25 protein-coding genes are annotated in these 26,347 nt (G+C 68.8%); 14 read left to right on the top strand and 11 right to left on the bottom strand.

Translation table 11 applies throughout. From position 1 onward, the window contains the following. Positions 1–250: 250 nt before the first annotated feature. Positions 251–895, bottom strand: coding sequence for a TetR/AcrR family transcriptional regulator (locus tag KIK06_RS18595; RefSeq protein WP_268644422.1), 645 nt, complete (start codon positions 893–895; stop codon positions 251–253). A gap of 353 nt (positions 896–1,248) precedes the next feature. On the opposite strand from KIK06_RS18595, the gene KIK06_RS18590 reads away from it, so the two are divergent. The 3 genes from KIK06_RS18590 to KIK06_RS18580 all read left to right on the top strand — a co-directional run bounded on the left by KIK06_RS18590 (position 1,249) and on the right by KIK06_RS18580 (position 3,290). Then, positions 1,249–1,953 carry a carbonic anhydrase gene (locus KIK06_RS18590; protein WP_268644420.1) on the top strand — a complete coding sequence of 235 codons (705 nt, stop codon included), beginning with the start codon at positions 1,249–1,251 and terminating at the stop codon, positions 1,951–1,953. A gap of 143 nt (positions 1,954–2,096) precedes the next feature. Then, entirely contained in the window at positions 2,097–2,342 is a 246-nt protein-coding gene (locus tag KIK06_RS18585) for a hypothetical protein (RefSeq protein ID WP_017597148.1), read from the top strand. A 135-nt stretch (positions 2,343–2,477) separates the two neighbouring features. Continuing rightward, a complete protein-coding gene (locus tag KIK06_RS18580) occupies positions 2,478–3,290 on the top strand; it encodes a SecDF P1 head subdomain-containing protein (protein ID WP_268644418.1) in 813 nt (270 codons plus the stop codon). Between the two features lie 230 nt (positions 3,291–3,520). Here the strand turns inward: KIK06_RS18580 and KIK06_RS18575 are convergent, their stop codons facing one another. Then, a complete protein-coding gene (locus KIK06_RS18575) occupies positions 3,521–4,045 on the bottom strand; it encodes a DUF6069 family protein (protein ID WP_017597146.1) in 525 nt (174 codons plus the stop codon). A gap of 90 nt (positions 4,046–4,135) precedes the next feature. Between KIK06_RS18575 and alr the strand changes: the two genes are divergently transcribed. From alr to KIK06_RS18545, 6 genes are all read left to right on the top strand, one after another. Continuing rightward, positions 4,136–5,263 carry an alanine racemase gene (gene alr / locus KIK06_RS18570; protein WP_268644416.1) on the top strand — a complete coding sequence of 376 codons (1,128 nt, stop codon included), beginning with the start codon at positions 4,136–4,138 and terminating at the stop codon, positions 5,261–5,263. Between the two features lie 131 nt (positions 5,264–5,394). Further along, complete coding sequence (gene tsaE, locus KIK06_RS18565) at positions 5,395–5,907, top strand: tRNA (adenosine(37)-N6)-threonylcarbamoyltransferase complex ATPase subunit type 1 TsaE (RefSeq protein ID WP_268644414.1); 513 nt, start codon at positions 5,395–5,397, stop codon at positions 5,905–5,907. An 11-nt stretch (positions 5,908–5,918) separates the two neighbouring features. Further along, the gene (tsaB, locus tag KIK06_RS18560) at positions 5,919–6,596 is read left to right on the top strand and encodes a tRNA (adenosine(37)-N6)-threonylcarbamoyltransferase complex dimerization subunit type 1 TsaB (protein ID WP_268644412.1); all 678 of its coding nucleotides are present in this window, start codon (positions 5,919–5,921) and stop codon (positions 6,594–6,596) included. Positions 6,597–6,634: 38 nt separating this feature from the next. Continuing rightward, a complete protein-coding gene (rimI, locus tag KIK06_RS18555; RefSeq protein ID WP_268646068.1) occupies positions 6,635–7,087 on the top strand; it encodes a ribosomal protein S18-alanine N-acetyltransferase in 453 nt (150 codons plus the stop codon). Then, positions 7,084–8,118 carry a tRNA (adenosine(37)-N6)-threonylcarbamoyltransferase complex transferase subunit TsaD gene (gene tsaD / locus KIK06_RS18550; RefSeq protein WP_017597141.1) on the top strand — a complete coding sequence of 345 codons (1,035 nt, stop codon included), beginning with the start codon at positions 7,084–7,086 and terminating at the stop codon, positions 8,116–8,118. Before rimI ends, tsaD begins: the two co-directional genes overlap by 4 nt. 427 nt (positions 8,119–8,545) lie before the next feature. Further along, positions 8,546–9,589, top strand: coding sequence for a hypothetical protein (locus KIK06_RS18545; protein WP_017597140.1), 1,044 nt, complete (start codon positions 8,546–8,548; stop codon positions 9,587–9,589). A gap of 106 nt (positions 9,590–9,695) precedes the next feature. On the opposite strand, the gene KIK06_RS18540 is transcribed toward KIK06_RS18545, so the two are convergent. The 4 genes from KIK06_RS18540 to KIK06_RS18525 form a co-directional block, all read right to left on the bottom strand. Next, positions 9,696–10,178, bottom strand: coding sequence for an ATP-binding protein (locus KIK06_RS18540; protein ID WP_268644408.1), 483 nt, complete (start codon positions 10,176–10,178; stop codon positions 9,696–9,698). Continuing rightward, a complete protein-coding gene (locus tag KIK06_RS18535; RefSeq protein WP_268644406.1) occupies positions 10,175–10,663 on the bottom strand; it encodes a hypothetical protein in 489 nt (162 codons plus the stop codon). The genes KIK06_RS18540 and KIK06_RS18535 overlap by 4 nt, the downstream gene beginning before the upstream one ends. Before the next feature lie 290 nt (positions 10,664–10,953). Continuing rightward, complete coding sequence (locus KIK06_RS18530; protein ID WP_268644404.1) at positions 10,954–11,136, bottom strand: DUF397 domain-containing protein; 183 nt, start codon at positions 11,134–11,136, stop codon at positions 10,954–10,956. Next, positions 11,129–11,938, bottom strand: a complete 810-nt coding sequence (locus KIK06_RS18525; RefSeq protein ID WP_268644401.1) for a helix-turn-helix domain-containing protein — start codon at positions 11,936–11,938, stop codon at positions 11,129–11,131. The genes KIK06_RS18530 and KIK06_RS18525 overlap by 8 nt, the downstream gene beginning before the upstream one ends. A 189-nt stretch (positions 11,939–12,127) precedes the next feature. Here KIK06_RS18525 and KIK06_RS18520 point away from each other — a divergent pair, with 189 nt between their 5' ends. The 4 genes from KIK06_RS18520 (at position 12,128) to KIK06_RS18505 (ending at position 17,479) form a co-directional block, all read left to right on the top strand. Further along, positions 12,128–12,658 (top strand): ATP-binding protein, encoded by a 531-nt coding sequence (locus tag KIK06_RS18520; RefSeq protein WP_268644399.1) that lies wholly within the window; start codon positions 12,128–12,130, stop codon positions 12,656–12,658. A gap of 248 nt (positions 12,659–12,906) precedes the next feature. Then, positions 12,907–13,242, top strand: coding sequence for a hypothetical protein (locus KIK06_RS18515; RefSeq protein WP_268644397.1), 336 nt, complete (start codon positions 12,907–12,909; stop codon positions 13,240–13,242). A gap of 34 nt (positions 13,243–13,276) precedes the next feature. Further along, on the top strand, positions 13,277–15,745 hold the full coding sequence (locus KIK06_RS18510; protein WP_268644395.1) for a TPR repeat region-containing protein: 2,469 nt from the start codon (positions 13,277–13,279) through the stop codon (positions 15,743–15,745). Positions 15,746–15,787: 42 nt separating this feature from the next. After that, entirely contained in the window at positions 15,788–17,479 is a 1,692-nt protein-coding gene (locus KIK06_RS18505) for a PQQ-binding-like beta-propeller repeat protein (protein WP_268644393.1), read from the top strand. 518 nt (positions 17,480–17,997) lie between these two features. Here the strand turns inward: KIK06_RS18505 and KIK06_RS18500 are convergent. From KIK06_RS18500 to KIK06_RS18490, 3 genes are all read right to left on the bottom strand, one after another. Then, positions 17,998–18,903: a 5'-methylthioadenosine/S-adenosylhomocysteine nucleosidase family protein gene (locus tag KIK06_RS18500; RefSeq protein ID WP_268644391.1), complete on the bottom strand. Its 906-nt coding sequence runs from the start codon at positions 18,901–18,903 to the stop codon at positions 17,998–18,000. A 45-nt stretch (positions 18,904–18,948) separates the two neighbouring features. Then, positions 18,949–20,787, bottom strand: coding sequence for a hypothetical protein (locus KIK06_RS18495; RefSeq protein ID WP_268644389.1), 1,839 nt, complete (start codon positions 20,785–20,787; stop codon positions 18,949–18,951). Between the two features lie 135 nt (positions 20,788–20,922). After that, positions 20,923–21,618: a hypothetical protein gene (locus KIK06_RS18490; RefSeq protein ID WP_268644387.1), complete on the bottom strand. Its 696-nt coding sequence runs from the start codon at positions 21,616–21,618 to the stop codon at positions 20,923–20,925. A gap of 111 nt (positions 21,619–21,729) precedes the next feature. Between KIK06_RS18490 and KIK06_RS18485 the strand changes: the two genes are divergently transcribed. Further along, the gene (locus KIK06_RS18485; protein WP_268644384.1) at positions 21,730–22,452 is read left to right on the top strand and encodes an NUDIX hydrolase; all 723 of its coding nucleotides are present in this window, start codon (positions 21,730–21,732) and stop codon (positions 22,450–22,452) included. Positions 22,453–22,542: 90 nt separating this feature from the next. Here KIK06_RS18485 and KIK06_RS18480 read toward each other — a convergent pair whose 3' ends face one another. After that, a complete protein-coding gene (locus KIK06_RS18480) occupies positions 22,543–24,651 on the bottom strand; it encodes a hypothetical protein (protein WP_268644382.1) in 2,109 nt (702 codons plus the stop codon). Positions 24,652–25,008: 357 nt separating this feature from the next. Continuing rightward, positions 25,009–26,277, bottom strand: a complete 1,269-nt coding sequence (locus KIK06_RS18475) for a class I SAM-dependent methyltransferase (protein WP_268644380.1) — start codon at positions 26,275–26,277, stop codon at positions 25,009–25,011. Between the last annotated feature and the right edge of the window lie 70 nt (positions 26,278–26,347).

Below are 26,347 nucleotides of genomic sequence, written 5' to 3'. Positions count from 1 at the left end.
GACGCTCCGGACCTGCTGGGGTGGGGGACACCCCATGCTATAAATCCAGTGATTTGTGACACGAGGGGTTGAGGCCACATCATGTGTCCGGTTCCGGCCACACAGCCACCGTCCACACGGCCCCGCCCACCCGTCGCCCGTCATCGCCGGGGCCGTTTCGCGGAGGGGCCACCCCTCAAACGACGTCTTCGGCGCGGCCTCCTCCGAACGCCGCCGGCCTGGTTGCGGCGGGACGCCGCCGCTGTGACCCCTATGCGGAGCCGTCGGCGCGCAGCCCCCTGAAGGCGATGCGGGACAGGGAGTCGGCGAGCTCGTCGGCGTCCAGCCCGCGGTCGGGCTTGTACCACTCCACGATCGAGTTGACCATGCCGAACAGCAGCCGGGAGGCGACCGCCGGGTCCACGTCGTCGCGGATCTCACCGGCGGCGATGCCCTCGCGTACGAGGTCGGCGACCAGGTGGTCGAACTCGCGGCGCCGGGTCAGCGCGTGCTTTTCCACCTCGGTGTTGCCCCGGACCCGAAGCAGGAGGGTCACGTGCGGGAGCTGCTCCACCAGGACGCGGACGCTGCCGTGGAGGACGTTCTCCAGACGGTCGATCGCCGGGCCGGTGGTCGAAGCCTCCTCCCGTGTGACCGCGAAGAGCGCGTCGAGGGCGAGGTCGAGGGAGCGGCGCAGCAGTTCGGTCTTGCCGCTCACGTGGTGGTAGATGGCCGACTTGGTCACGCCGAGCGCGCGGGCCAGGTCCTCCATGCTCGTGCCGTCGTACCCGCGCTCGTTGAACACGCGCGCGGCGACGCGCAGGACGGAATCGGCGTCGTGGCCGGGGCGGCCGGAGCGGCGCCGCGCGACCTGGCCGCGTGCGGGCGCTGGTTCGGCTGGGGAAGTTCGGGACACGACTGTCGAATCTACCTCCTGCTGAGCGCGCGTGCGCTGGGCGGACGGGTTCTCGACCCACGTCGGCGGGTCCACACGCGACCGATCGCCTAACGAACGGTCGGTAGGTAACCCATCGTAGAGGGCGCTCGTCGACCACCGGGCGGTCCGTCTCCGGGGGTGGCGGGAACGGCGGGCTCGGGCCGGGTGCGGGTCCTGCCGCACGATCGTGCGCCTGGCGGCGTCAGGGTCCCATCAACGGCGTTAGGGACCCGTCAATCCCATGGTTTCCCTCTGGTCCGGAAGAGTAGTTTCTGTGGCGTCCGTGATACCCACGGTAGTTTTACTACTTATGTGAGGAATTCGTACCCCCCATGGCCATCTCACGCCGCGGCGCCCTGCGCGCCTCCCTCCTCGGCGGCGCCGGCGCCGCCGCCGCGACCGCGGTTCCAGCCGCCGCCCTCGCCGAATCCGTCCCCACCGTCTCCCCCGGTTCCGTGGACGCCCACGGCGCCCTCCGGCTGCTCCGGTGGGGCAACCGGCGCTGGCGCCGCCACCACTCCCGACACCCGCACGAGGGCAGAGCCCGCAGAGCCGAGCTCGTCGACGGGCAGTACCCCTTCGCCACGGTCCTCGGCTGCGCGGACTCGCGCGTCCCCCCGGAGCTGGTCTTCGACCAGGGGCTCGGGGACCTGTTCACGATCCGCTCCGCCGGCGAGGTGCTCGACCAGTCCGTCCTCGGCAGCCTCAGCTACGCCGCCGAGCACCTGGAGGTACCGCTCGTCGTCGTCCTGGGGCACTCCTCGTGCGGCGCGGTCACGGCGGCGGTCGAGGCACACCGGAGCGGCGAGATCCCGCACGGCCACATCGGTTACCTGGTCGAGCGGATCCTTCCCGTGGTCGAGTCCACGCCCGACGACGGCGACGACTTCGTCGACGACTGCGTCCGCGCCAACGCGCGGTACGTCGCCGAGACGCTGCGGGAGGACCCCGACCTGCGGGACAGGGTCGACTCCGGGCTCCTGGACATCGTCGCCGCACGCTACGACCTGGAGGACTCGCGGGTCACCTGGCTGTGACGCACGGGCGCCCGGGACGGGCGGAACGGACATCGGGCGCACATCGATCGAACGTGCGTCAACAGCACAACAGGCACTTCACAGCGTCCGAGGTGATGGGGGAGAATGCGCTCAGAGCCCCCCGAGACCGCAGGGAGACCGGTATGTTCCGGATCGCCATCAGCCGCCTCGCCGACGCCGGGTGGCGCATCGTCCCGGAGCGGCGGGAGACCGCCATGACCGTCGACGAGGCGCTGCGCGCGGTGGAGAAGTACCTTCCCAAGGTCGATACCAGCGAGATCGACGGCGACGTGGTCCAGCGGTCCGTCAACCGGGTCAACGACTTCCGCCGGGATGTGTCCACCGAGGACGGTGACCGCTACCGGGTCGTCATCGCCCCGATGATGTGAGCCGGCCGGGGAGCCGGCCTCCCCGACCCTCGCGCGCGGGTCGGCTTCCATCCGCCACGATGACACGCTGGGACAGTGCCTCCCCGATCCTCGCGCGCGGGTCGGCTTTCCCACGGTTCTCCAGGAAGGAACCCCGTGTACCCCCACCCCCCGACACCCCGCAGCCGCGGCCGCGGGTGGCTGATCGCGGTCTTCGCGGCCGCCGCCCTCACCATGATCGTTCTGGCCGGCGCGATGGCCTGGGTGTGGTGGTCCGCGCGCCCCGGAGGCGGTGAGACGGTCGCCTTCCGGGTGGGGGACCCCACCGCCACCGTCTCCCCCGAGACCGTGGACCGCGTCGCCGAGCTCCTGGTGCGGCGGGTGCGGAGCATGGAGGCGGGTGAGCCCGTGGTCACCGCCGGGGGGAGGACGGTCACCGTCGAGCTGCCGCGCGACGCGGACGTCGAGGAGGCCGTCGCCCTCATGGAACGGAGGGGGAGCCTGACGGTCCATCCGGTCGTGGGGCTGGCGGGGCCGGTCGGTGAGCCCGGCGCCGAGGACCGCTCCGACGCCGAGCTGGTCCTGCCGTCACCGGACGGGAGCGGCGATCTGCTGCTCGGTCCGGCGGCGCTCGACAACGGCGGGGTCGCGTCCGCCGAGACCGAGCACAGCCCGATCGCCTCCGCGTGGCTGGTGAACGTCGCGTTCACCGAGAGGGGAGCCGACACGTGGGCCCGGATGACCGGCGAGGCGGCGTGCCACCCGGCGGGGAGCCCGGAGCGCCGCCTCGCGATCGTGGTGGACGGGGAGGTGGTCACCGCGCCGGAGCTCTCCCCCGACGTCGCCTGCGAGGTCGGACTGTCGGGCGGGAGCACGGCGATCAGCGGGGCTTTCCCCGAGGAGGAGGCGAGCGCGCTGGCCACCCTCATCAGCATGGACCCCCTGCCGGTGGAGGTCACCGTGGAGTGAGGTCCGCGCGGCGGCGCGGCGGCCGCACGGCGTGGGAGCCGCGTGGAGCGGCGCGCGCGGGTCGTTGCGTGCGACGCCGACGCCGGACCCTCGCCGCGCACGACGGAAGGGGCGGGACTCCCGGCCCCGCCCCCCATGGCTGCCTGTGTCGGCCCGTCGTACCCGTCGGCCGTTCTCCGCCCGCCGCCCCGGCCCCGGCCCCGGCCCCGCGGTTCCGGTGCCGGTCCCGGTCACAACCTCCGCGAATCCCCGCGGTAGTCGGACCGGTCCACGTCCGGCAGGATGCCCTCGTGCCGTAACACCGGGCGCGACCTCCTCCCGGACCGGATGACGGCGGTCCCCGCGACGCCGCTCAGCAGCGTCGCGATCGCCACCCCGGCGACGAGGTTGATGACCGCCGTGGCGATCTGGCTGGCCAGCTCGGCGCCCTGGAGGAACGGCGTGACCGCGGCGACCGCCGTGATCAGACCCATCATCCAGCCGAAGAACGCGCGCGGTCGCGGCGCCGCGAGCAGCAGCACGTGCAGCAGGCCCGTGGCCAGCAGTGCCGCCGCGGCCGCCATCAACGCGTAGGCGACGGTCCCGGAGTCACCCAGGTCACCGGCCTCCTCCGGAGCGAGCACGGGAATCCCCAGAACCCCCCGGATGATCAGAGTGCCGACCAGGACGACCAGTGCCGCCACCACGGCCGTGGCCAGTCCCCCGGACCACAGCCGTACCGCGTCGACCGGACGCTCACTTCCGAACTCGCCCATGCCGATCCCCCCAGAAACGGCCTCGAACTCGGTCGTAGCCCACATACCCGCAGCTCCCGAGCGGTAACCCACACGTGGAACACTGGAGGCATGGCTCACTTCGCGCACGCCCGCGTCGACCTGGACGCGATCGCCGACAACGCCCGGCTGCTCCGTGAGCACGCCGGCGGCACCCCTCTCATGGGTGTGGTGAAGGCCGACGGCTACGGCCACGGCATGCTTCCGGCGGCTCGCGCGCTCCTCGCCGGCGGCGCGACGTGGCTCGGCACCGCCTTCATCCACGAGGCCCTCGGCCTGCGCGCGGCCGGGATCACCGCGCCCGTGCTCGCCTGGATCATCCCGCCGGGGGAACCCGTGGCGGAGGCCGTCGCGGCCGGGATCGACCTCGGGGTCAGCGACCGCGCCGTCCTCGACACCGTCGTCGCCGCGGCGCGCGAACTCGGGCGGCCCGCGCGCGTCCAACTGAAGATCGACACCGGGCTCAACCGCGGCGGCGTCAACGCCGCCGAGTGGCCCGCCCTGGCGGAGGCGGCCGCCCGCGCCGAGGACGCCGGTGATCTGCGCGTCAGCGGAGTGTGGTCGCACTTCGCGTGCGCGGACGAGCCCGGCCACCCGTCGATCGCGCTCCAGCTCTCGAACTTCCACGAGGCCCTGGAGACGGCCGACAAGATCGGCCTCACCCCCGAGGTCCGGCACATCGCCAACTCGGCGGCCCTGCTCACGCTCCCCGAGGCCCGCTTCGACCTCGTGCGCGGCGGTATCGCCAGTTACGGACTCGTTCCGATCCCGGGTTTCGACGTGCCCGGATTGCGGCCCGCGATGACCCTCCGGTCCCGCGTCGCCCTCACCAAGCGCGTGGGCCCCGGCAGCGGGGTCTCCTACGGACACCGCTACGTCACCGACCGCGACACCACCCTGGCACTGGTGCCCCTCGGGTACGCGGACGGCGTTCCGCGCCACGCCACCAACAAGGGTCCCGTGCTGCTCGGAGAGCGCGCTCACATCATCTCGGGAACAGTCTGCATGGACCAGTTCGTTGTGGATGTAGGCGATGAGCCGGTGGAGGCGGGGGAGTACGCGGTACTGTTCGGCGATCCGACCGACCACGCCGCGACCCCGACCGCCGGGGACTGGGCCGAGGTCCTGGACACCATCCCGTACGAGATCGTCACGCGGGTGGGCGCGCGGGTTCCTCGGGAGTACACCGGCGGCGCCTGAGCCGGACGCCGCCGAGCGTCCCAGCCGCCTCCGCACCCCGTCTAGCCTGGGTGGGGAGGTCTCCTCCGGCGCGCCAGGCGCGGCGTGCCCGGTCACCACCCGACCCACTACCGACACAAGCTGCGAGTCAGATGACAGACGTAACAGCCACCGCCACGGGCGCGCCCGCCGTCCACGAGGTCACGGCCGCCACCGACGGCGCCATGCGCGCCCTCGGACGGGACCTGGCCGCCCTCACCCGCCCCGGTGACCTCCTGATCCTGTCCGGGCCCCTCGGCGCGGGCAAGACCACGTTCACCCAGGGCCTGGGCGAGGGCCTGCGCGTACGCGGGTCGGTCACCTCACCGACCTTCGTCATCTCCCGCATCCACCCGTCCCTGGCCGGCGGTCCCAGCCTCGTGCACGTGGACGCCTACCGGCTCGGCGGGCCGGACGAGATCGACGACATCGACCTCGACATGACCCTCCCCGACTCCGTCACCGTCGTCGAGTGGGGCGAGGGCGTCGCCGAGGGGCTCAGCGACGACCGGCTGGAGATCCGGATCGAGCGCCACCCCGACGACACCAGAACCGTCCACCTGATCCCCGTCGGGGACCGGTGGTCCGACGTCGACCTGCCCGGCATCGCCGCCGGGCGCGGATGAGGCGGTCGCCCGTGCTGCTCCTGGCCTTCGACACCGCCACCCCGGCGGTCACCGCCGCCATCGGCGAGCGCTCCGCGGACGGCGCCTTCACCCTGCGCGCGAGCGCCTCGTCCGTGGACGCCCGCCGCCACGGTGAACTGCTCAGCCCGACCATCCGCCGCCTCACCGAGGAGGCGGGGGTCGCACTCGGCGACCTCGACGGCGTCGCCGTCGGGATCGGCCCCGGCCCCTACACCGGGCTGCGGGTCGGCCTGTCCACCGCCCACGCCCTGTCCGACGCCCTCGGCGTGCCCTGTCACGGTGTCACCACGCTGGACGCGCTCGCGTTCGCCACGGGGCGCACGGAACCCTTCGTCGCGATGACGGACGCCCGCCGCAAGGAGGTGTTCTGGGCCCGCTACGACGACCACCTCACACGCGTGGGCGAGGTGCGCGTCGACCGGCCCGCCGAGGTCGACACCGGGGGTCTGCCCCTGGTCGGCCACGGCGCCGCCATGTACGCCGACGTCCTCGGCGACGCGGCCGCGGCCCCGGAACCGCTGCACCCCGACGCCGCCGCCATGGTCGAACTGGCGCTGCTGCGCCTGCACCGGGGCGAGAATCTGCCCGACCCCACCCCCCTCTACCTGCGGCGTCCCGACGCCGTGGCCCCCGGCGCGCCGAAGAAGGTCCGGCAGTGGGTGAAGTGAGCGGGGAGGCCGGGGCGAACGGGGTGCGCCTGCGCCCGATGACCGTCGAGGACCTCCCGGCGGCCATGGACCTGGAACGGGCACTGTTCCCCGAGGACGCGTGGACCGAGGGCATGTTCCGCGACGAGCTCACCCAGCCCTCGCGCCACTACGTCGTGGCCGAGTCGGGCGACCGGGTCGTGGGCTACGCGGGCCTGCGCTCGGTGCCGCCGGAGGGTGACGTCCAGACCATGGCCGTGGCCCAGCCGGTGTGGGGGCACGGGATCGGCCGGGCGCTGCTCACCGCGCTGCTCGACCGGGCCGAACACGAGGGCGTCGTCCACGTCTTCCTGGAGGTGCGCGAGGACAATCCGCGCGCGCAGAAGCTGTACGCCGACTTCGGCTTCACGCAGATCGGTGTCCGGCGCGGCTACTACAACGGGGCCGACGCGATCGTCATGCGCCGCACGGCCCGACCCGGACAGGGGTCCGGTGGGGAGGGGAACCCGTGAGCGACCATCCGTTGATCCTCGGGATCGAGACGTCGTGCGACGAGACCGGCGTCGGTCTCGTGCGCGGCTGTGAACTGCTCGGCGACGAGGTGGCCTCCAGCGTCGACCAGCACGCGCGGTTCGGCGGCGTGGTCCCCGAGGTGGCCAGCCGCGCGCACCTGGAGGCGATGACCCCGACCGTCCAGCGCGCCCTGGACTCCGCGGGCGTGAAGCTGTCGGACGTGGACGCGATCGCGGTCACCGCCGGTCCCGGCCTGGCCGGAGCCCTGCTCGTCGGGGTGTCCGCAGCCAAGGCCTACGCGATGGCCCTGGACAAGCCGCTGTACGGGGTCAACCACCTGGTCGGCCACGTGGCGGTGGACCAGCTGGAGCACGGGCCGCTGCCCAAGCCCGCCGTCGCGTTGCTGGTGTCGGGCGGCCACACGTCGCTGCTGCTGGTCAACGACCTGGCCACCGACGTGGTCTCGCTGGGCGACACCGTGGACGACGCCGCCGGTGAGGCCTACGACAAGGTGGCGCGCCTGCTGGAGCTGCCCTACCCGGGCGGGCCGCCGATCGACAGGGCCGCCCGGACGGGCAACCCGCGGGGCATCCGCTTCCCGCGCGGCAAGTGGGGCGACGGGACCTACGACTTCTCCTTCTCCGGGCTGAAGACGGCCGTGGCCCGGCACGTGGAGGACGCCGAGCGCGCCGGTCAGCCGCTGGTGGTCGCCGACATCGCCGCCGCCTTCCAGGAGTCGGTGGTGGACGTGCTCACCCGCAAGGCCGTGGACGCGTGCGTGGAGCACGGTGTGAGCACCCTCGTGATCAGCGGGGGCGTGGCGGCCAACTCGGCGCTGCGCGCCCTGGCCGAGGAGCGCTGCCGGGAGGCCGGGATCGAACTGCGGGTGCCGCGCCCGCGCCTGTGCACCGACAACGGCGCGATGATCGCGGCGCTCGGTGCCGAGGTGGTGGCGGCCGGGCTGCCCGCCTCGACGCTGGAGCTGGCCACGGACACCTCCCTGCCGGTGGAGTCCCCGCTGGCCGTGTGAGCCGCCCGCCGACCGCTGCCGACGCCCCCGCCGGACGACCGTTCCGACGGGGGCGTCGCCGTGCCCGCGCGAAGTCGCGTTCCGGCCCGGTGGTTCGGGTCGGGAGCGATGCCGTGGATCTGATGTTCCGCTCCTTTTGTTGCTTTTTTGGTTATTGCGGCAAAAGGGATATATGGGTAATTCAGGGCGCCCTCTTCCCGTTCCCGAGCCGACCGTGAACGGGGTGCTTGGGAAGAATCCGACTCTTCGGTTCGCTGGGCGCGTCGTGGACGCTTCCGGCAGGTAAGGAGTTAATCTGCCGTTGACCGCCTCTAAGGTCCCAGGGTTCCGCGCATGTTCTCTTTTCGGATGATCGATTCACGTCATTTTCCGGACATCGCGCCCTGTGGAGCTGAGGCGTTATCGGGTCGATGATGCGGAGGAGTCCATGAGACGGGAAAAACGCAAGCGGGGAGCGTTCCTCACCAGAGCGGCGGCGGTCACCCTGTCCGCGGTCGTGGTTCTGGGCGGACAGGCCATCGTCAGCCCGGCGGCGTACGCGCAGGACCCCGTCGACTGGACCCCCGGGCACGGCGGACAGCCGCCGAGGCCGCAGAGCCCCGCCACGCCGCAGCATCCGGGTGGCGGGGGCGGGGGCTCGCAGATGCAGATGCCGCCGATGGCGGGGATGCCCGAACAACCGGCGCTGGTGGACCTCTCGGAGGAGGCCCCGGAGACGGAGGACGCCCCGATCCCCGGGGCGATCAACCTCAAGGACCAGGAGTCGTTCGAGGTCGACGGCCTGCTGGGCGACCTCTGCGCGTTCGGTCCGGGCAAACGGGTCCAGGGGGCGTTCAACAACGAGACCGGCGAGTTCCTGCCCAAGCGCGACTACGTCCGTCGGAACGGGGAATTCGCTCCGCGCGGTCCCTGGGAGACCGTGCGGGGCCAGTGCCACTTCCCCGTGCTCGGCGCGTGGGACCACCCCGGGTTCACACGGCGGATCACCGCCGTGCACCAGAACCGGGGAACGGGCGACGACTACTACGAGCTGACCGTCGCCTACGCGACGGCCTTCGACGTGTCCACCAGCACCGGGTTCTCCATCTCCAAGACGGTGGCCGACGACATCTTCAGCACCACGAAGACCAAGAGCCGGGACCACTCGTGGTCCTGGGGGGCCGCCCATGACGTCAGCCGGCTCCGGGCCATGCTCATCGAGCCCTGCACCGAGGTGTGGCTGGACGCCACCCCCATCCGGCGGACGGTAAGGGTCCAGCCGGTGTTCGAGCTCTTCGACCACCGGTTCGAGCGGATGCAACAGCGGATGAGCGCGGACAACTGGCGTCTGGCGAACCCGGCAGGCCCTCGGTTCTTCTTCTCCCCCGGCTTCCACATCGACGGCACGGCCGACCGCCTGCTGCACGACACCACGCCGGACCTGATCATCGCGAAGCGGCAGAGGGATCTCGACGACAAGCTCTGCGCGTAGCGCTCAGGGTGCCGGGCGATCCGAGTGATCGCCTCTGACGACCGCCCCGCTTTTCGGACCTGCTCCCGAAAAGCGGGGCGGCTTCGCTGTGCAGAACGTCAGGGTGTCAGTCGGCGGTGAAGACGAAGGGGCGCAGACCGGCGGGCACGGTGGCCGGGTCGAGACCGAACTCCGCCCACACGTTGGTGCCCAGGTCGCCCCAGGGGCCGAGCGGGAGGTGCCCCCAGTTCGTGGACAGGTTCTCGACCAGGAGGAGCCCGCGTTGGCCCTCCGACCAGTCCCACTCGTCGCGGGTGCGCTCGGCGGGGACGCGCGGGACGCCCCCGCCGCCCCCGGAGTCGCTGACCGACAGCCGGAGGGTGGCCGGGTCCGGCATGGACAGGGTGCGGATGACCTCGCCGTAGGCGGTGCCGGAGTCGGTGTACCTGAGGGTGTTGGCGAACAGCTCGGACAGGCAGAGCCGGAGGGTGTCGACCAGGTCGGGGTCGAAGCCGTCCAGGTCGCGGGCGAGGTCGGAGCGGACCCGGGAGAGTTCGCGGAACTCGCCGGTGTAGACGCGGTGCTCCCAGAAGACGTGCGGTGCGGTCATGCCACCGTCACCCCCTCGCGGTTCTCTCGCCGGTCCTGCCGTTGCTGCCAGGTGCGGACGAGGGCGGCGAGTTCCGCGAACTCACCGGGGGAGGGGGACAGCGGCGGGGCGAGGAGGTCGCCCTCGGGGACGCGCGGCTGGGGGATTCGAGGCGCGGGGTTCTTCGCGGTGCTGGCGCTGGTCCGTGCGCGGTCCCGCTCGTGGGCGGCGTAGTAGGGGCGCACGAGGGCGACGTCGTCGGCGGGGATGTGCTCCGACGGGGGAGCGAGGCGGGGCGCCGGGGCGGTGGTGCGTCGCGGGCGCTGCGCGACGGACGCGCTGGTCGGAACGGGTTCCGGGGTGGGGGCGGGCGCCGGGGGCGGTGCGTAGCGGCGGACCCGGGTGGAGCGGTGGCGGCGCGCCGCGTGGCGGCCGCGCGGGGAGGCGAGGAGGCCCTGCACTGAGCCCACGACGGGGGCCAGGAGGGCAGCGATAAGATGGAGCACGCTGGCAATCCTTGGTCTAAAAGGTATGAGTTGCTGGCCACGACCCCGGGCGTTGAGTAAACGTCGCGGGGTCTTCGTATGCGGTTGTCGGGATCGAGATTAGGGGATGGGGTGGGGTTGTGGGCGGGCTACGGGGAAGTAATGAAGAAAAAATTCGGGGAGGTGGTGTTTTCCCAGATCGGGTGGGGTGTGAGGGGCAAAAACCGTATGTGGGATATGTGGGTTGAATCAGTCATGAGGCACAGAAAGACCCCCGTTCCCGGTGCGGAACGAGGGTCGTCGGTCTGGGGTCAGCGGCCGCTCTTGATGGAGGAGAGGAAGCCGGTCCAGGCGGGGTTGCTGAAGCCGAGGTGCCCGTGCTCGCGGTGCCGGGTGTCCCGAACCAGGGTTTCGGACGCGCCCTCGGCGACCTCTACGCAGTTCTGGTGCGAGCCCCCGCTGTAGGTGCTCTTGTGCCACTGGGCGTCACTCATGACGGAATCCCTCAATCGTCTTCTCGATCAGCCGCAGCGACTGGCTCGGTGGCATCGCTGCCGCTTGCAGCCGGTGGAACCGCATCTTGAACTCTGCCACGGCGGAGGGATCGTCGATGAACTGGCCCTTGTAGGCCGACTCCACGTAGACGATCTCCCGCTCCGGCGCCGGATCAAGCACCGAGAAGGGCCCCACCAGCCCCGGGTTCAGGGGCTCGTTCGTGATCTGCAAGGTTATCCGCTCACTCGATGCGAGAGAGTGGACGCGCTCCAGCTGCTCGCGCATGATCGGCCCCTCGTCGATCGGGTCCAGCAGGACCGCGCGGCCGATCACCACCATCATCACCGGGGTCTGCGCGTTCTGGAAGCGCTCGCCGCGAGCGATGCGGTCGCGCACACGGGAGTCGGTCGTGGCGCGCGGCTCCCAGGGAGTGACCGCCCGCATGACCGCGGTCGCGTAGGCGCGGGTCTGGAGCAGCGAGGGCACCAGGAAGGGGTGGCAGTCCAGGATGGAGGCGGCCTTCTGCTCCAACTCCTCCATCTGACCCAGCCAGGGGATCTTGCCCTCCTTGACGAGGTCGTCCCACAGGATGGTCAGCTCGTCGCCGGTCCCGAGCACCTCGTCCAGCGTCGCCAGGACCTCCGCCGTCGGCGAGGTGCGTCCGCGTTCGAGGTTGGACACGGCCGTTCCCTTGACACCGAGCGCTCTGCCCAGCCTCTCCTGGGTCATGCCCAGGGCCTCGCGCCGCTGCTGGAGGACGCCGCCCCACCGTTCCCGGATGTCCGTGCTCACCTTGGCCATGCTCGATGCTTGCATATCGGAAAAGGACAAAGGGGGCCTACCATTCTCATTCCTCACCCGATGGAGTTTCGCAAAAACTCCATCGGGGCGGGTGGACTTTCGCGAAAACTCCATGCGAGGGGGCCAAGTCCGCGGCCCGTTGGGAGCCTGATCCCGGACGGTGAGGAACGGGCCGAAGGGGAGCAGGCGATGGGGGAGCCGGGTGAGGCGCGGGGGATCGACGGGTTGCCGAGGCGGATCCCGCCGGGGCGGCCGGGCGTGCGGATGGCGAGCTTCGGGCCGCTGCCGGGGCAGGTGGGGACCGCGCGGCAGTGGTGCTGGCACGGGTCGGGGCTGAGCTACGACCGGGCGTATGCGCTGCTGGTGGTGCTGTCGGAGCTGCACACGAACGCGCTGCGGCACACGGCGTCGGGGCGGCCGTTCGGGCGGGTGCGGGTCGAGATGGAGCGGCACGGGGGCCTGTTCCGGATCGCGGTGACCGACGACGGGGTGGTGGGCGGCGGGGCCGGGGAGCCGTCGGTGCCGTGCGTGGGCGGGGCGGGTGGCGTGGGCGGCGGTGGGTTCGGGGGAGACGGGCTCGGGCTGCGCCTGGTGGAGGAGCTGTCGCGGGCGTGGGGGTGGTTCGGGCGGTCGGGGAACCCGCTCACGGTGTGGGCGGTGGTGGACCCGAGTGGGCAGGGGACGCGTGGGCGGGTGCCGCGGCCGAGGAGGGCTGTCTGAGCAGGAGGGGAAGACCGGGCCGGGGCGGGAGAGGGGCGCCCCGGCCCGGCCGGTCTGCCCACCGGATTCAACTACATGACCAGATGTGGTCATGGACAGTGTTAGAGGAGGTCAGGCCGCCCCTTGATATCCGGATGTCACGTACATCCGCTATCTTGACCACCTACGCGAGGATCGCCCGTAATCATCTGCTTACGGGTAACTTGCGGAGTTTCCCCAGGTCAGATGCTAGGTGAGAACGGAGCACCATGGCTGTAGCGATGAACCCCAACGAGGCTCATTCCGGAGGCGATGCCGCTCTTGAGGCCGCAGCACGTCTCTTCCACCTTCCCAGGGACTTTGCGGAGGCTGTCGTCGCGGCGAGGGGAGCGACTAAACCTGAACCTGGATTCACACCTGCACACTGGGATACGTTCGGTGAGGACCAGGCACAATTCATGTCTGATGTACAGAGGCACGCAGAAACTCTAGGAGAGAATATCCAGGCTGGAGCTGTCGAGGGCGCGCGGACTGACACGGAGGCTGGGGAAGACTTCAACAACAGTCGGGTATCGCCAGTCTCACGCGAAGTCAACCTTTTCTGAAAAGAAATTCCCATTCACTCCAGGAGTCCTTCTTATGCCTGAAGCAGAATACACGCTGAAAGCCGAGAAATGCTACACCACTACTGGCATTCTCATTGAGGCAAAATCGATGTTTGAAGGGCTTATTGACAACATTCGCGGAAGGTCGGAGAGATACGATTCCATTGCTAACGTAACTGCCACTGAGTTCAGTGAACTTATTGAGCCCAGTATTCGTGATGTTGCAACAGAGAACAGGAGTGCTTGGGAAAACTCTCTACTCGCATGCGTCCATGCTGCTGGGCTTCTCGAGCGTTACAGCGTCGCTCTCGAAGAATACGAGGGTAAGATCGAGACCTACAGGACGAATCTGGCGGAAGAAGTAGAAGCAGCAAGTACGCACGAAGAAAAGATATCTCTAAAGGAAGATTATGATGCTAAAGCTACGACAGCCTGGACAGAATTCGAAACTGAAGCTGACGAGTGTTCCAGTGATCTTCTAGCAGGGCCCACGCCTGAGGGTATCCGAGCTCTGACCGAAGGCGGATTTATTGGTCCTGCTCCCGGTGGCCTTGGTTACGTGATCACAGGAGACCCCGAATACATCGCTTTCCGAGAGGAAGACCTGTCAGGGGGAACTCTTGGAAACGATATCAAGCTGGCCATCGACGGGAACGAGGCCGGTGCGGACATGCTCGCAAGGGATCTTCCTGTCCTGCAGGCAATTTTGGCTCTTGCGCAGCACAGGCAGCAGGAAGGCGGCCGGCTAGACGAGGAGCACATGGAGTTCCTGGCCGAACTGAACGCTGCACTAGATAACGAATATGCCGGACACGAGCGAGACCCGGAAACTGGAGAAATCGCAGTCTCTGAGGGTGATTATCTAGAGGTCCTTCGAGCTATCCGTGAGAGTGAACACTTCTCGGATGAGCAGGAAGCCGAGATTATCGATGCTCTGGGCGGTGCAGTTCTCGTATCATCTGATGAATCGCTCGGAGGAAGCTATGAGAACGTTCCTGAGCCCGTGAGAACCACTGTTGAAGGTCCGGATTTCAGTGGCCTCCGGAGGGGTGACGGATGGGGCAACGTTTACGGTGAATGGGAGGAAGATTTCGAACTTGTACGAGATCTCCTCGGTGGAACATCCTCCAGTAGAGACGGAGAACCACTTCGTGGAGGGGCCGAACTCTCGCTCAACATCATCGACACGGTCTCCGGGAATGTTGAGTTGATTGATCAGCCTACTGTTCACACGCCCGAAGATGTCTACAGAGATCTTTTGTCCGTCGGGCTCAGGAATGAAGATGCAAGTTACGCCATCATGACTGGCGAATATCCTGACGGTGCGGACTACGGATATCCTTGGACGGATGACAGCAAGGACAATATCCGCCAGAGAATGGTCGAGACACTGTTTGCCTACGATTGGGATGATGATGGTGCGGTTGCTCGAGAATTTGTGGACTGGATTGCTGATGATCGTCGCAACGGGTCACCTGAAGAAAAGGAACTTGCTGGCCATGCGGCAGCAGGACTGGTTGACTACATAACCCAGGAGGAGCTTTTTGAATCCCTAACTACAATCGGGGGTGAGCCATTCGATGAGAGTCAGCCAATGGGTGAGGTCAACCCGTTGGCGACACGTGGTCTCCTCGAAGTGTTCGAGGCATATATCAACGATTTCGGGTCAGGCTCTTCAAGTTCCAACACGTTTGACACGGATGCAGACACGGAGAAGTATCCGCTTGCTGAGGATGGTCATCATCTCACATTGACTCCCATGAGTCGAGTCAGATTTATGGAGCTCATTATGGGTGATGAAGCATCCGCAGCTGAGATGTACGAATCTGTAATCGGAACGAGGACAGATTCGGTTGATGAGATGTGGGAAACGGGGACTGTCGACGAAGAGGTAGCCAGAAATAACGGCAGACTTACATATCTTTTTGAGTCTGCCTTCGACAACCACATCATGGGGGATTATGCAAGCGGCGCTGATGCGTATCAGCGGGAAATTGATGTCAAGACCAACGCTTGGAATATCGCCATCGGTTCAGCGTCGGGCCCGATTCCGTGGGGAGCCGGAGGTTTTATTGGAGACAGCGGGAAGGCGCTTGCTGCAGCGGCGGTCCAAAATGGTGTCGAGATCTATCCGTCTCATGAAGAGGTGTCAGGGCAACATGAAGGTTTTCGTCCACGTGATGAGAACACCTACCGTTTTGATGTTCAATTGCAGATCCTCCACGGAATGATCGATAATGGAGACATTTCTTTGGGTGACATCTCTGATTCCATCCTGGAGAATGGGGAACTTCCAGTGTCCACTGACATGTCTAGTCACGAAGAACCTGGAGGGCTCACGGAAACCATCAAAGAGGACAACTTTAGCGAATCTGAAAATGCGATGATCGAAGATCACGTCGAGGCTAATCAAGAAGGTTACGAGGCTTTCTCTGAGGCCAATATTCGAGCCACCACTCGGGAGCAGTATGATGAGATCATCAATCCTGGTCGAAGAAGCTGATTTTGATGCTGCGTGAGTACAAAAATTAGGATGCAAAATCTAATGCGAAACAAACTTGTACTTGTCGCTGTGGTTCTTGGGTTGGTCCCCTCTATTGTTCACTTCGCGGTGGCAGATGCCGGTGCGCTTCGCGCCCCGACTCCGATCTATATAACGATGGGTGTCGCCGCGATATCGGGCATCCTCCTCTTCGGTTGGGCTCTTTCTTGGTGGAGTAGGTTCCGCGAAAAATGGTTCATCCTGCTGCTCTGGTTCGTCTCTGTGCTCGCGATCCTTTTGGGCGGAACCAGTCTCGCCAATGTCATTGGCCAATGGTCTGCTCAACTCCGTTTAGGGGAGGTCTATGAGCTAACACTCGTTTTGCTTGTCACTGCTTCGGTCTGTCTCGTGCAGGTGCTGATCAGTATTTGGTTGGCAACGAATGACATGAAGTGGCCTCGCCCGCGTCGCATCACCTCTGCGGTACTGGCTGTTGGTGTGATGGCGTCCCTCGGCATGGCTGTCGACATCTCGCGTGGAAGCTCTGTTCAGAGTACGCTGAGCAGCGGGTCAGAGGAGAACCCGGATATCCCTTCAGGTGTTAGTGAAGTCTCGTGGAGGCTTGAACTTCCTGAGGGGGAGAGCGCCTATCGAGTTTGGCCGATTTCATCAGGTGCCCTTATTGGGTTGACGAGCGGCGCCCTGGTAATTAATCCTGATGCAGGAACGGAGTCGTGGCGATACAGATGGCCAGGGGCTAACGCGAGACTTGGTGCCGCTCCGTGGGGAGAAAATGTCGTTTCCTACTTCACGACGTACGAGCAGCCGGACGGTGTTGAAGAAACTTCTGAATTGGTTGGTTTGGATTCGGCTAGCGGCCGTGTGAACCATGCGGAATCCTACCCTTTCGAGTATCCTCACCCGGAGAGGCGCCTGACGCTTCCCCAAAGATCAATCTCTCTTGATATTGCTGGCGACACTGTTGTTCGCGCCGATGCAGGATCCATGGTCAGCGGGTTCAGTGCAACATCCGGTGAGCATGTCTGGGATTTCGATGGTTCCCCTTCATGTCAGCCGGACACATCCATGAGCGACAGTGGGAGTACTCGGTTCTTCGCAGGTTATGTGCATGTCTTTGTTCCCGTCTATTGTCTCGCTGATGATGGTGGGACTTCTGGTGCCAGCAGAGTAGTCGTTCATACAGTAAATGCTGCCACCGGTGAGCTTGAATGGGTGTACGAGGATCCCATCTCTTCAGGTGGGCTTCCTCCCAATATCTCTGTTTCGCATGACGGGACACGGGTCTACTTTGATCACGAGGAATCGCAGACATTCGCGGTTGCCGATTCTGCTACCGGAGAGATGATATCGTCAGGTGAGCGGGAGGACTTCAGAATCGTGGGAAGCGTTCCCGGGGGGTCGGGAGCGATGTTCCTTGTTCGAAATGGGAGCACCTACACTCTGGCTGAAGAGGGCGCTCTGTCCCCTGACACGATTACACTCTCAGAGGGATCCGGGCACGATGTCAGTGCCACGAGCGAAGCTCTCTACGTCGTAGACTGGGCATCCGATGGTTCTGGTCCTGCGACGGTGACGGTTTATCCGTGGGATGGTTCGGAGCCGAGCAGTATCGAAGATGTCTTCGGTCGGGATCTTTCGGAGGATGAAAGCGCTCGGATCCAGGTGGTTCCGGGGGGCGTGATGGTTTCTGCTTTCGAAAGCTTCCTGTTCACAGAACTGGTGGCTCTCCGTTGAGAAAGCTCCGATCGGAGTCATCGGACTGAGATAGCCACCACCCCGCAACGCCGGAGGGGGCCGGACCGCTCGGTCCGGCGCCCCCCGTGGGTCAGGTTCGTAGTTGTCCCTGTGACTCCTACTCATCGTCGCGGCGGCGCTTCTTCTCGCCCCTGTCAGTGTTGACGGGGACTTGCCTCGCTGGTCAGCCCGGCTTCTTCGACCACGGGTCGTGCTGTCGGGGTCACCAGCCGAGGTACACGACCAGGGAGCCCACCACGCAGAGGATGAGCAGGCACCCCGCCCCACCGCCACCTCCACCTCCGCCGCCGCTTCCTCCCGTGAAGCTCGACGGGGGCGGGGGATTCGGGTGGTTGGGGCACCCCGGGCCGTGGTAGCCCGTGTTCTCGTCGCAGGTACTGCCGCAGCCCGCCGCCATGACTTCCTCCCGTGGAGTGCTACCAGAGTCGAATGCCGGTTCTCGTCGGGCCGGGGGGTGTGTCCGGGGCGGCGGCGGCTCCGCGCCGCCGCCCCGGCCCCTACCTCCCCGGGTCGAACAGGTCCAGGAACGCGCAGGCGAAGGCCGCCGCATGGGCGGCCGCGATGGGCTGCCACAGGTCGTCGGATCCGGGGGTCTTGCCGCTGAGCATGTCCGAGATCCCGCGGATCACCAGCGCGTGGGTGCCGAAGGTCAGGTACGCGCCGTGCAGGAACCCGTACCCCTCCATCTCCACCGCCAGGGCGTCGCCGCAGTAGCGCCGCAGCCGTTCGGCGGTGCGCGAGCGCTCGTGCGCGACCACCGTGCTGCCCGCGGCGACGGGCTTGACGAACGCCCGGGGCGGGTCCGGCAGGGGGCTGGACAGCGCCCGCCGCTGCCATTCCCCGCGCGCGGCCACGTCCCGGGCCCGCTGCACGGCGTCGTGGGAGGGCGCGGCCGTCTTGGCCCGGGGCCGGAAGTCGTCCTCCCCGTCCTTGCCGGTCTCGTAGTCGTAGATGGCGTCGGCCACCACGACGTCGCCGAGGCGCACGTCCTCCTTGAGCCCGCCCGCGACGCCGACGAACAGCAGGACGGCGGGGTCGAAGGTGGTCAGCGCCCGCTCCACGTGCACGCCCGTGCCGACGGCGCCCGGGCCGATCTCGGCCAGGGCGATCCGCAGGGTCCGGCGCGCCCCCCGCAGCGTGCCGGTGCGGAACAGGGTTCCGCGTGCGTTGACCTCGCCGACGGGGCCGGAGAGGTGCCGGGCCACGGCCGTGTACTCGCTGCTGATCGCGGTGATCACCACCGCGTCCGCCCGGTGGTCCTCCGCGGGGGCCGAGGTCCGTGTCGCGTGCTCGGTCCGTGCCGGAGTCTGGTGGTTGTGGTTGTTCTCGCCGGTCTGGAAGACGGGGTTGCCGGAGAACGTCGTGTTCCCCAGGAAGTGGTTGCCGTAGTTGTCGCCGGTCATGGTGTTCCTCTTGAGTCCTGGAAGTGCCGTGGGCCGCTGACCGGGCTATCCGGCCTTCTCCGTGCCGGAATCCGACGAGGTGTTCTGGTTGTTCTTGCCCGACTGGAACACCGGGTTGCCCGAGAAGTTCGTGTCCCCGTGGAAGTGGTTGCCGTAGTCGTTGCTGATGTTCTGGATGATCTTGGCGACCTGCTCGGTGTCGTATCCCGCCTCCTGGAGCACGTCCCGGACGCAGATCAGCACCTTCTCCGGGATCGCCCGCGTGATGCGGTGCAGGTCGTGTTCCTGGAACAGCTGCTCGATCTGCGGCGCGGCCCCCAGCTGCCGGATGCCGAAACTCGGCGCGTAGTCGAAGAACTCGTCGTTCTTCCTGGCCCAGGTGTGCTCCCGGTTGTTCCTGCGCACCGCGCTCCAGGACCTGAGCCAGGACCGGCTCTCGGTGAGGTTGCTCCTCAACTGCGGCAGGACGTTCCGGGCCGATTCGACGACCAGGGCGACCGTGTCCCCGGGGTCGGTCCCGGTGGGAAGCGCTCCGGCGGGCATCCGGTGTTCGTCGTCGACCGGCGGCATGACCATCGTCTCGCCCTCGACGTGCAGCAGGCCGCCCTGGGTGGACAGCCGCACGAAGGCCGTCACCACGACCTGGCTCTCCCAGGTGCTGATCCCGATCTCCAGGAAGTGCCGGGCGCGCTCGTGGAAGACGTTGACGAAGCCGCTGACCCACTCCCGCCGCAGGGTCCCCCGCTCCCCGTCGGCGGCGATCATGTTGGGGACCAGGTCCTCCACCCTGTCCTGACGCACGCCGGGGAGGAACACGCAGTCGGCCAGCTCGACCTCGCGCCGGGTGCTGCTGTGCTCCCCCTCGGTGCCGCTGAGCTTGGGCAGCTGCTCGCGCAGCTCGGCGTAGAGGCGCTCCACGAGGGCTCCTCCGGTGAGCGTGGGCTCCTTCCGTGCGGGCTCGCCGTCGGTTCCGCTTCCCGCGGCGACGAGCCCTCCCGCGGGCTGGTCGGCGCCGGGGCCCGGCCGCTGACCGTTGCCCCGTCGGGTCGGTCGGTCCTCCTGGCCGGGGAGGAGCTTGAGCAGGACCGGCCAGGAGTCGAAGCGCAGACCGGCGCCCACGAAGGGCATGGCGCCGGTGTAGAAGGCCACCGGAACCGTACCCACCCCGCTGCCCCGCCAGGGGGCGCCCGCGTCCTTCCTGATCGACCGGAGCGCGGTGTTGGTGGCGTTGCGCACCGCGTAACCGCTCAGGACGGCGGCGGTGAACAGGATGAGCAGACCGAACCAGAAGGGGATCAGGGAGCCCACGCCGGGCCCGGCCGCCGGTTGGGGGGAACCGTCGAAGGAGCCGGAGTAGTCCGTGCCCAAGCCGACGAGCAGGCCACCGAACAGCATCGGGAGGAACAGGAGGGCGATCACGCCGATGACCCAGGGCAGGTAGTTCGGGCGGCTGAGGCCGGGGAGTCCCCGGCCGCCCAGGGTCATCAGCATGTGCCTGAGGTCGCGGTTGCGCCGGTACCGCGCCCAGGCCTCCAGGGCCACCGCCAGGGTCAGGACGACCAGCACGGCGGCGACGTTGAACAGGCAGAGTACGAGGGCGAAGCCCAAGAAGCAGGCGCCCGCGGCCGCGCGGACGTTGCGGGCCCGCAGGCACTCGCGGACGACCCGCCCGGCGTCCAGCCCGGGTTCGCGGGCCGGGGTCCGGTGCGGCCGGTCGGCGCACTCCCTCAGCACGGCGTCCCGGAAGTAGCGGTCGGTCCAGGCCGCGGCGCACAGCCGGGCGGTGGAGTCGTACTCGGGGTTGCCCGCCGCCGCCTCCACGAACGACGGGGGCACCGCTTGGACGCTGCCGCGTCCGTTCTGTCGGGGTTCTGGTTGGCTCACGGTGAAGCTCCTTCGAACACCGGCCGGCCGAGTCCGTCGGCGGCCGGTGCCGCGTGGCTGGGAACGAGGGGAGAGGGCGGACGAGGCGTCCGCGCCGCGTGTCCCTCCCGGTCGCGGGCTGCGGCCCCGGGGCCGTCAGGAGTCCAGGGAAGGAGTGCCGTCGGGAACCCGTGCGGAGTCCCAGGCGGTGTCGAGGATGCGTAGGGCGAAGTCGTACAGTCGGCCCGATCGGTGCGCGACGATACACGGCGAGTGACGTCCGTGTTCGGCGTTCTGGTAGAGCGTGATGAAGGCGATTCTGTCGGTGGCGACGATCCGGTAGAGGTTCGGAAGGTCGTAGAACCGGATCTGGGTGTCGCTCTCCCGTGTGGCCTCGGCCAGGTAGTGGAAGTTGGCCCAGACCTGCTCGGCGAGCAGCCCGGGGCCGAAGCCCGGATCGACCTCCCGGAGCTCCCGCTCCCGCCGCGCCAGCCAGTTCCCCCGGGACTCGGGGGAACCGCTGGGCGCGGGGGAGCCGGGGTCGGGCAGGAGCACCCGGACGTGTTCCGGCGGCCGTCCTCCGCCGGTCCACAGCGGCGTGAAACCGTCCCGGGTGAGTTCGTTGCCCCGCCCGACCATGACGCGAAGCCAGCGCGCCCGGCCGATCTCCTCGGCGAGCGCCGCCTTCGCGTCGTCCTGGTGCCTGTGCACCCTCAGCACCCCGAGCCCGCTGAGCCGGGAGACCGCCGCCAGCAGCCACCACCGGGCCCGCTGGGACAGGAGCGAGCCGAGTGCCACGGTGGCCGCGGTCGCGGCGAGCGAGCTGGTGACTCCGAGGACGAACTCCGTCAACGCGTGCTCCCTTCGCGCGACCCGTGGCGGCGTCACAGGGGATTTTTTGGTCACCTTGACTCTAAGGCCGCGGATGTTTTTGGTCAAGTGGACCTTTAGTAGGTTGAGGGGATGAACTCCGCAGTCGTGCCCGATACTCCCCGGACGCCGGTCTCCGTGACCGTCGACCTCGTCATCTTCACCGTGCGTGACGACGCTCTCCACGTGCTGCTCGTGAAGCGGGGCAAGGAGCCGTTCATGGGGGACAGCGCGCTGCCGGGCGGGTACGTGCGCCCCGACGAGGACCTGGACGCGGCGGCGCTGCGCGAGCTGTCCGAGGAGACCGGGGTCGACGGGCGTGAGCTGCGTCTGGCCCAGCTGCGGGCCTACGGCGACCCCGACCGGGACCCGCGGGGCCGGGTCATCACGGTGGCCTACCTGGCGCTGGGTCCGGACCTGCCCGACCCGGTCGCGGGCACCGACGCGGCCGACGCGGTGTGGGTGCCGACGGAGGAGGCGCTGGCGCCGGGGTTCGGCCTGTCCTTCGACCACGGCCGGATCCTGTCCGACGCCGTCGAGGAGGCGCGCTCCCGGTTGGAGTACACCACCGTGGCCGCGGACTTTTGCCGCGAACCCTTCACCATCAGCGACCTGCGCCGGGTGTACGAGGTGATCTGGGGTACCGCTCTGGACCCCAGCAACTTCCGGCGCAAGGTCCTGCGGACGGCGGGGTTCGTCGAGCCCACGGGGGAGCGCCGCACGGCCGAGGCGGGCAGACCCGCCGCGCTCTACCGCTTCGGCGGCGCCACGGAGCTGTACCCGCCGCTGCTGCGCTCCGGTGACGTCCTGGGCTAGTCACCCCGACGGACGCCGGAGGGCGCCGGACCGCGCGCGGTCCGGCGCCCTCCCGTGGGTCGGCGCTCGGGGGCGTGCGCCCCCGGCTCGCTACTCGTCGTCCTCGTCGTCGTCGCGGCGGCGCTTCTTCTTGCCGTCGCGGCCCGGGCGCAGCAGCGCCTCGGCCAGGGCGAGCATCGTCTCCTCCAGGGAGGCGAGGCGCTTGGTCATGTCGTCGTGCGAGTTCTCCACCGCCTCGGTGACGGTCTCCTCGAACTCGTGCCGGTCCGGGCGCTGCTTGAGCTCGCGCAGCACCGGCTCGACGGCGGAGGTGACGTGCGAGTCGATCTCCTCCAGCTTGTCCGTGTGGTCCACCTGCGGCCGGTCGACCAGCTCGGTCAGGCGGCGGTGCAGCTCGCTGACCTCCATGGACTGCGGCAGCTGGTTGAGCCGCTGGTTGAGCGCCTCCAGGCGGTCGTCGATGGCCTCCATCCGGCCGTCGACCCCCTCGAAGTGCCCGCTGACCCCCTCGAACTGGCCCTCGACGCCGTTCACCCGGCCGTCCAGGCCGTCCAGGCGGCCGTTCAGGCCGTCGATGCGCCCGTCGACGCCGTCGATCTTGCCCTCGATGCCCTCGAAGCTCCCCTCGAAGTGTCCCTCGAAGGTGTCGAAGCGGTCGGTGAGGCGGCCGAGCTCGTGGTCGACCTTGCCGGTGATCTGTGACAGGTGGTTGTCCACCTTGCCGGTGAGGGCCTCGCGCTGGCGCTCCAGCTTCTCGTCGAGCGCCGTGCGGTGCGCCTCGGTCTGCTCGGTGAGCGTGTCGGAGAGGGTCTGGTGCCGCTCGGTGCTGTCGGTGGCGGCCTTGGCCGTCGTCTCCTCGACGAACGTCCGCAGCTCGGCCAGGTCGGCGGCGACCCTCTCGGCGTCCTCGGCGACCTGCGCCTTGAGGGCGTCGGTGCGCTCGTTGACGGACTCGCGCAGCGCCTCGGCGGCCGCCTCGTCCCGCTCGCGGTCCTCGGTGCGGCCCAGCTCCAGCTGCTCGTTGAGCTCGGTGAGGCGCTGGCGCAGGTGGGACCGCAGGTCGGTGAGGGAGGACTCGTGGTTCTCCCGCAGCTTGGCCACGGCCCCGGTCACGTCCGCGATGGCGGCGTTGGCCTCGGCGTGGTTCTCCTCGGCCTGGGTGCTCAGGTAGCCGATGCTGTCGGTGACCTTCGTGGTCAGCGCCTCGTGCCGCTCCTTGGCGGAGGTCGCGAGGGCGGTCAGCTCCTCGGCGAGGGAGGTGGTGCGCTCGCCGAGTTCGCCGGTGTTCTCCTGGAGCTTGGTGAGCAGCTCCTCGTTCTTCTCGGAGAACGCCGACCGGACCTCCTCGGCGGACTCCGTCACCTTGGCGGTGAGCTTCTCACCGAGCTCGGCCCCCGCCTTGGCCTGGGCCTCGCGGGCCTCGGCGACGGCGGTGACGATCGCCTCGCGGCCGGAGGCGACCGCCTCGGACAGGTCGGTGCGGCCGGCGGTGATGGCCTCGTTGATCTCGGCCCGGCCGGACGTGAGGGCCTCGGTGATCTCCGTGCGACCCTCGGCCAGGGCCGTGGCCAGCGCCTCGTGCCGCTCGGTGAGGGTCGACTCGCTGGCCTCGTGCCGCTCGGCCAGGGTCGAGTCCAGCGCGGTGAGCGAGGCCTCCACGGCCTCGGTCCGCTCCGTGAGCGAGGCCAGCGCGGTGTCCAGGGCGTCCAGGCGGGCCTCGACCTTCTCGCTGAGGCCGGCGAGCTTCTCACCGAGGTCGTCGACCTTCTCCGCGGTGCGGTTGCCGGTCTCGGCCATCCGCTGGAGGCGGGTGAGCGCGGTGTCCATGTGCCCGGCGAGGCGGTGCGTGTCGGCGCGCAGCGACGGCATGTCGGCCAGGGGCTTGACCTGCTGACCGACCAGCTCGATGTGCTCGGCGAGGGTCTCGGCCCACTCCGGCGGGCGCTCCAGGAAGCCGTCGATCCGACCGTTGACCGCGGTGACCGCCTCGGAGAGGCCGGTGAGCTCCTGCTCGCGCAGTTCGCGCAGGAGCCACTCCATGCCCTCCAGCCGCTGGCGCATCTCCTCGCTCACCGCCCCCTGGCTCTTCTGCTCGGAGACGTGCTCCTGGGCGGCCTGGGAGAGCAGGTCGCGCATCCGGTCGGAGATCCCGGCCTGGCTGCTCCCCCCAGTGAGGAAGTTGTGATTGGTCTGTTCCACCGAGGTGCTCCTTTTGGTTCTGGCGCTCCCGTCCGGGCCCGGAGGAAGGGACGGTGGTTCCGGGCGGTCGGGTTCTCGATGGTCCCCGGGCGCGTGGCGCCGCGCGGTGATAACGCCTTAACGTGACGCAAGTGTGACTGAGCGTATACGCGCGAGGCATGGGGGTTCCGTCGCCTGAACCGCGCGCGGGTCAATCAACCACGGCCTTCCGGGGGAGTCCATGAGAAGGGAAAGCAATCAGCGGTCGACAGTCTAACGACCGGCGCCCCCGTCACCCCAGGGGTCCGGCGAAGAACCGCGCGCGGAAGGTAACGATATGGTCCCCGCTCCGTCACCGGGCCGCCCTCCCGGGGCGGTTCAGGCGCGCCCGGGGCCGGCGACCTCCCTGCACAGCAGGCTGTAGGGGCGCTCTCCGATCCTGGTCAGCACCACCGTGACCGCCTCGGACCCGGAGGCGCGCAGATCCCTGCGCAGCTTCTCGGTGTCGACGGCGGAACCGCGTTTCTTGATCGTGACCGTCCCCGCGTCGCGTGCGCGCAGCGCCGAGCGCAGCCTCTTCAGTGAGAACGGCAGGACGTCGGTGACCTCCAGGACCCGCCAGAGGGGGGAGACCACCGCCCGGTCGGAGGTGAGGTAGGCGATCCGCTCGTCCAGCAGCGCGCCGTCCACGCGGGCGGCCGCCTCGGCCACCAGGTGCGAGCGCACGACGGCGGGGTCGGGGTCGTAGAGGTAGCGGCGCGCGGGAGCCACGGGCGCGGGGCCGAGCCCGGGGACCTCGTCCAGGTGTGCCACCGCCCCCTCGGCGGCACGCAACCCGGGCCGCTCGTGCAGGACCGTCGCGCGGCGCCGGGGGCCGTCGGCGAGGTCGCCGAACCACAGCGCCGCCTCCTTCAGTTCGCCGTCCACGGAGATCCACTCGGCGGCGGCGTCGGGCGGGAGCACCTCGTGCGGGATGCCGGGCGCCGCCTTGAGGCACGCGGCGGAGGAGCCCCGGGCCAGGTCGGTCGCCACGTCCCACGGCGGCGAGTAGGCCGCCGGGTCGAACACCCGGCCCCGGCCGCCGCGCCGCGCGGGGTCGCAGAAGAGCAGCGGGTAGGCGCCGGGCGCCGTCTCGGTCACATCCCCCTCGCGCACCCGGGCGCGGTCCGCCAACCCGAGGGCGGCGATGTTGGCGCGGGCCACGGCGACGGTCAGCGGGTCGGCGTCCACCCCCTCGACCGGGACGCCCCGTGCGGCCAGGGCGAGCAGGTCCGCCCCGATCCCGCAGCACAGGTCACCCGCGCGCCCCCCGCCCAGAGCGGCGTCGGCCGCGGCGGCGGTCCGGTCCGCGCGGTAGTCGGCCACCACCCGCCTGGTGGACTGCTCCAGGCCGTCGGGCGTGAAGTACATCTCCTGGGCCCGGTCGCCGAACTTGGCCCTGCCGCGCTCACGCAGCCCCACCTGGGTGAGGACCGCGTTGACCAGGTCGGAGACGGGAAGATCGGGGTCGAGGGCGCCCACGCGGGGATCGCCGCGCAGGTGGGAGGCGACCGCGAGCCGGTCGGCGGCGGCCTCCTTCGGGTCCACGCCCGCGAGCACCTCCCGGCCCGCGTCGGTGAGCAGGGCCGAGAAGGCCGACTCGCGCATGGATCCTCCCTCGTTCGACGGTGTGGGCGGCGTGGATCCGGGCACACTTCCGGGGCGCCCCGGTTCCGGT

It is taken from the genome of Nocardiopsis sp. EMB25 (assembly GCF_026797795.1).
Classification (GTDB): domain Bacteria; phylum Actinomycetota; class Actinomycetes; order Streptosporangiales; family Streptosporangiaceae; genus Nocardiopsis; species Nocardiopsis lucentensis.
Note: the sequence above shows the minus strand (reverse complement) of the source record. Positions and strands in the feature narration are given on the sequence as shown.

What these genes read in the sequence shown, in the direction of transcription:
- KIK06_RS18485 (WP_268644384.1), top strand. Translation starts at nt 21,730, where the DNA reads ATGAACTCCGCAGTCGTGCCCGATACTCCCCGGACGCCGGTCTCCGTG.
- KIK06_RS18545 (WP_017597140.1), top strand. Translation starts at nt 8,546, where the DNA reads ATGAGACGGGAAAAACGCAAGCGGGGAGCGTTCCTCACCAGAGCGGCG.
- alr (WP_268644416.1), top strand. Translation starts at nt 4,136, where the DNA reads ATGGCTCACTTCGCGCACGCCCGCGTCGACCTGGACGCGATCGCCGAC.
- KIK06_RS18590 (WP_268644420.1), top strand. Translation starts at nt 1,249, where the DNA reads ATGGCCATCTCACGCCGCGGCGCCCTGCGCGCCTCCCTCCTCGGCGGC.
- tsaE (WP_268644414.1), top strand. Translation starts at nt 5,395, where the DNA reads ATGACAGACGTAACAGCCACCGCCACGGGCGCGCCCGCCGTCCACGAG.
- KIK06_RS18525 (WP_268644401.1), bottom strand. Translation starts at nt 11,938, where the DNA reads ATGGCCAAGGTGAGCACGGACATCCGGGAACGGTGGGGCGGCGTCCTC.
- KIK06_RS18515 (WP_268644397.1), top strand. Translation starts at nt 12,907, where the DNA reads ATGGCTGTAGCGATGAACCCCAACGAGGCTCATTCCGGAGGCGATGCC.
- KIK06_RS18540 (WP_268644408.1), bottom strand. Translation starts at nt 10,178, where the DNA reads ATGACCGCACCGCACGTCTTCTGGGAGCACCGCGTCTACACCGGCGAG.
- KIK06_RS18520 (WP_268644399.1), top strand. Translation starts at nt 12,128, where the DNA reads ATGGGGGAGCCGGGTGAGGCGCGGGGGATCGACGGGTTGCCGAGGCGG.
- KIK06_RS18505 (WP_268644393.1), top strand. Translation starts at nt 15,788, where the DNA reads ATGCGAAACAAACTTGTACTTGTCGCTGTGGTTCTTGGGTTGGTCCCC.
- KIK06_RS18500 (WP_268644391.1), bottom strand. Translation starts at nt 18,903, where the DNA reads ATGACCGGCGACAACTACGGCAACCACTTCCTGGGGAACACGACGTTC.
- KIK06_RS18530 (WP_268644404.1), bottom strand. Translation starts at nt 11,136, where the DNA reads ATGAGTGACGCCCAGTGGCACAAGAGCACCTACAGCGGGGGCTCGCAC.
- KIK06_RS18585 (WP_017597148.1), top strand. Translation starts at nt 2,097, where the DNA reads ATGTTCCGGATCGCCATCAGCCGCCTCGCCGACGCCGGGTGGCGCATC.
- KIK06_RS18510 (WP_268644395.1), top strand. Translation starts at nt 13,277, where the DNA reads ATGCCTGAAGCAGAATACACGCTGAAAGCCGAGAAATGCTACACCACT.
- rimI (WP_268646068.1), top strand. Translation starts at nt 6,635, where the DNA reads ATGACCGTCGAGGACCTCCCGGCGGCCATGGACCTGGAACGGGCACTG.
- KIK06_RS18475 (WP_268644380.1), bottom strand. Translation starts at nt 26,277, where the DNA reads ATGCGCGAGTCGGCCTTCTCGGCCCTGCTCACCGACGCGGGCCGGGAG.
- KIK06_RS18575 (WP_017597146.1), bottom strand. Translation starts at nt 4,045, where the DNA reads ATGGGCGAGTTCGGAAGTGAGCGTCCGGTCGACGCGGTACGGCTGTGG.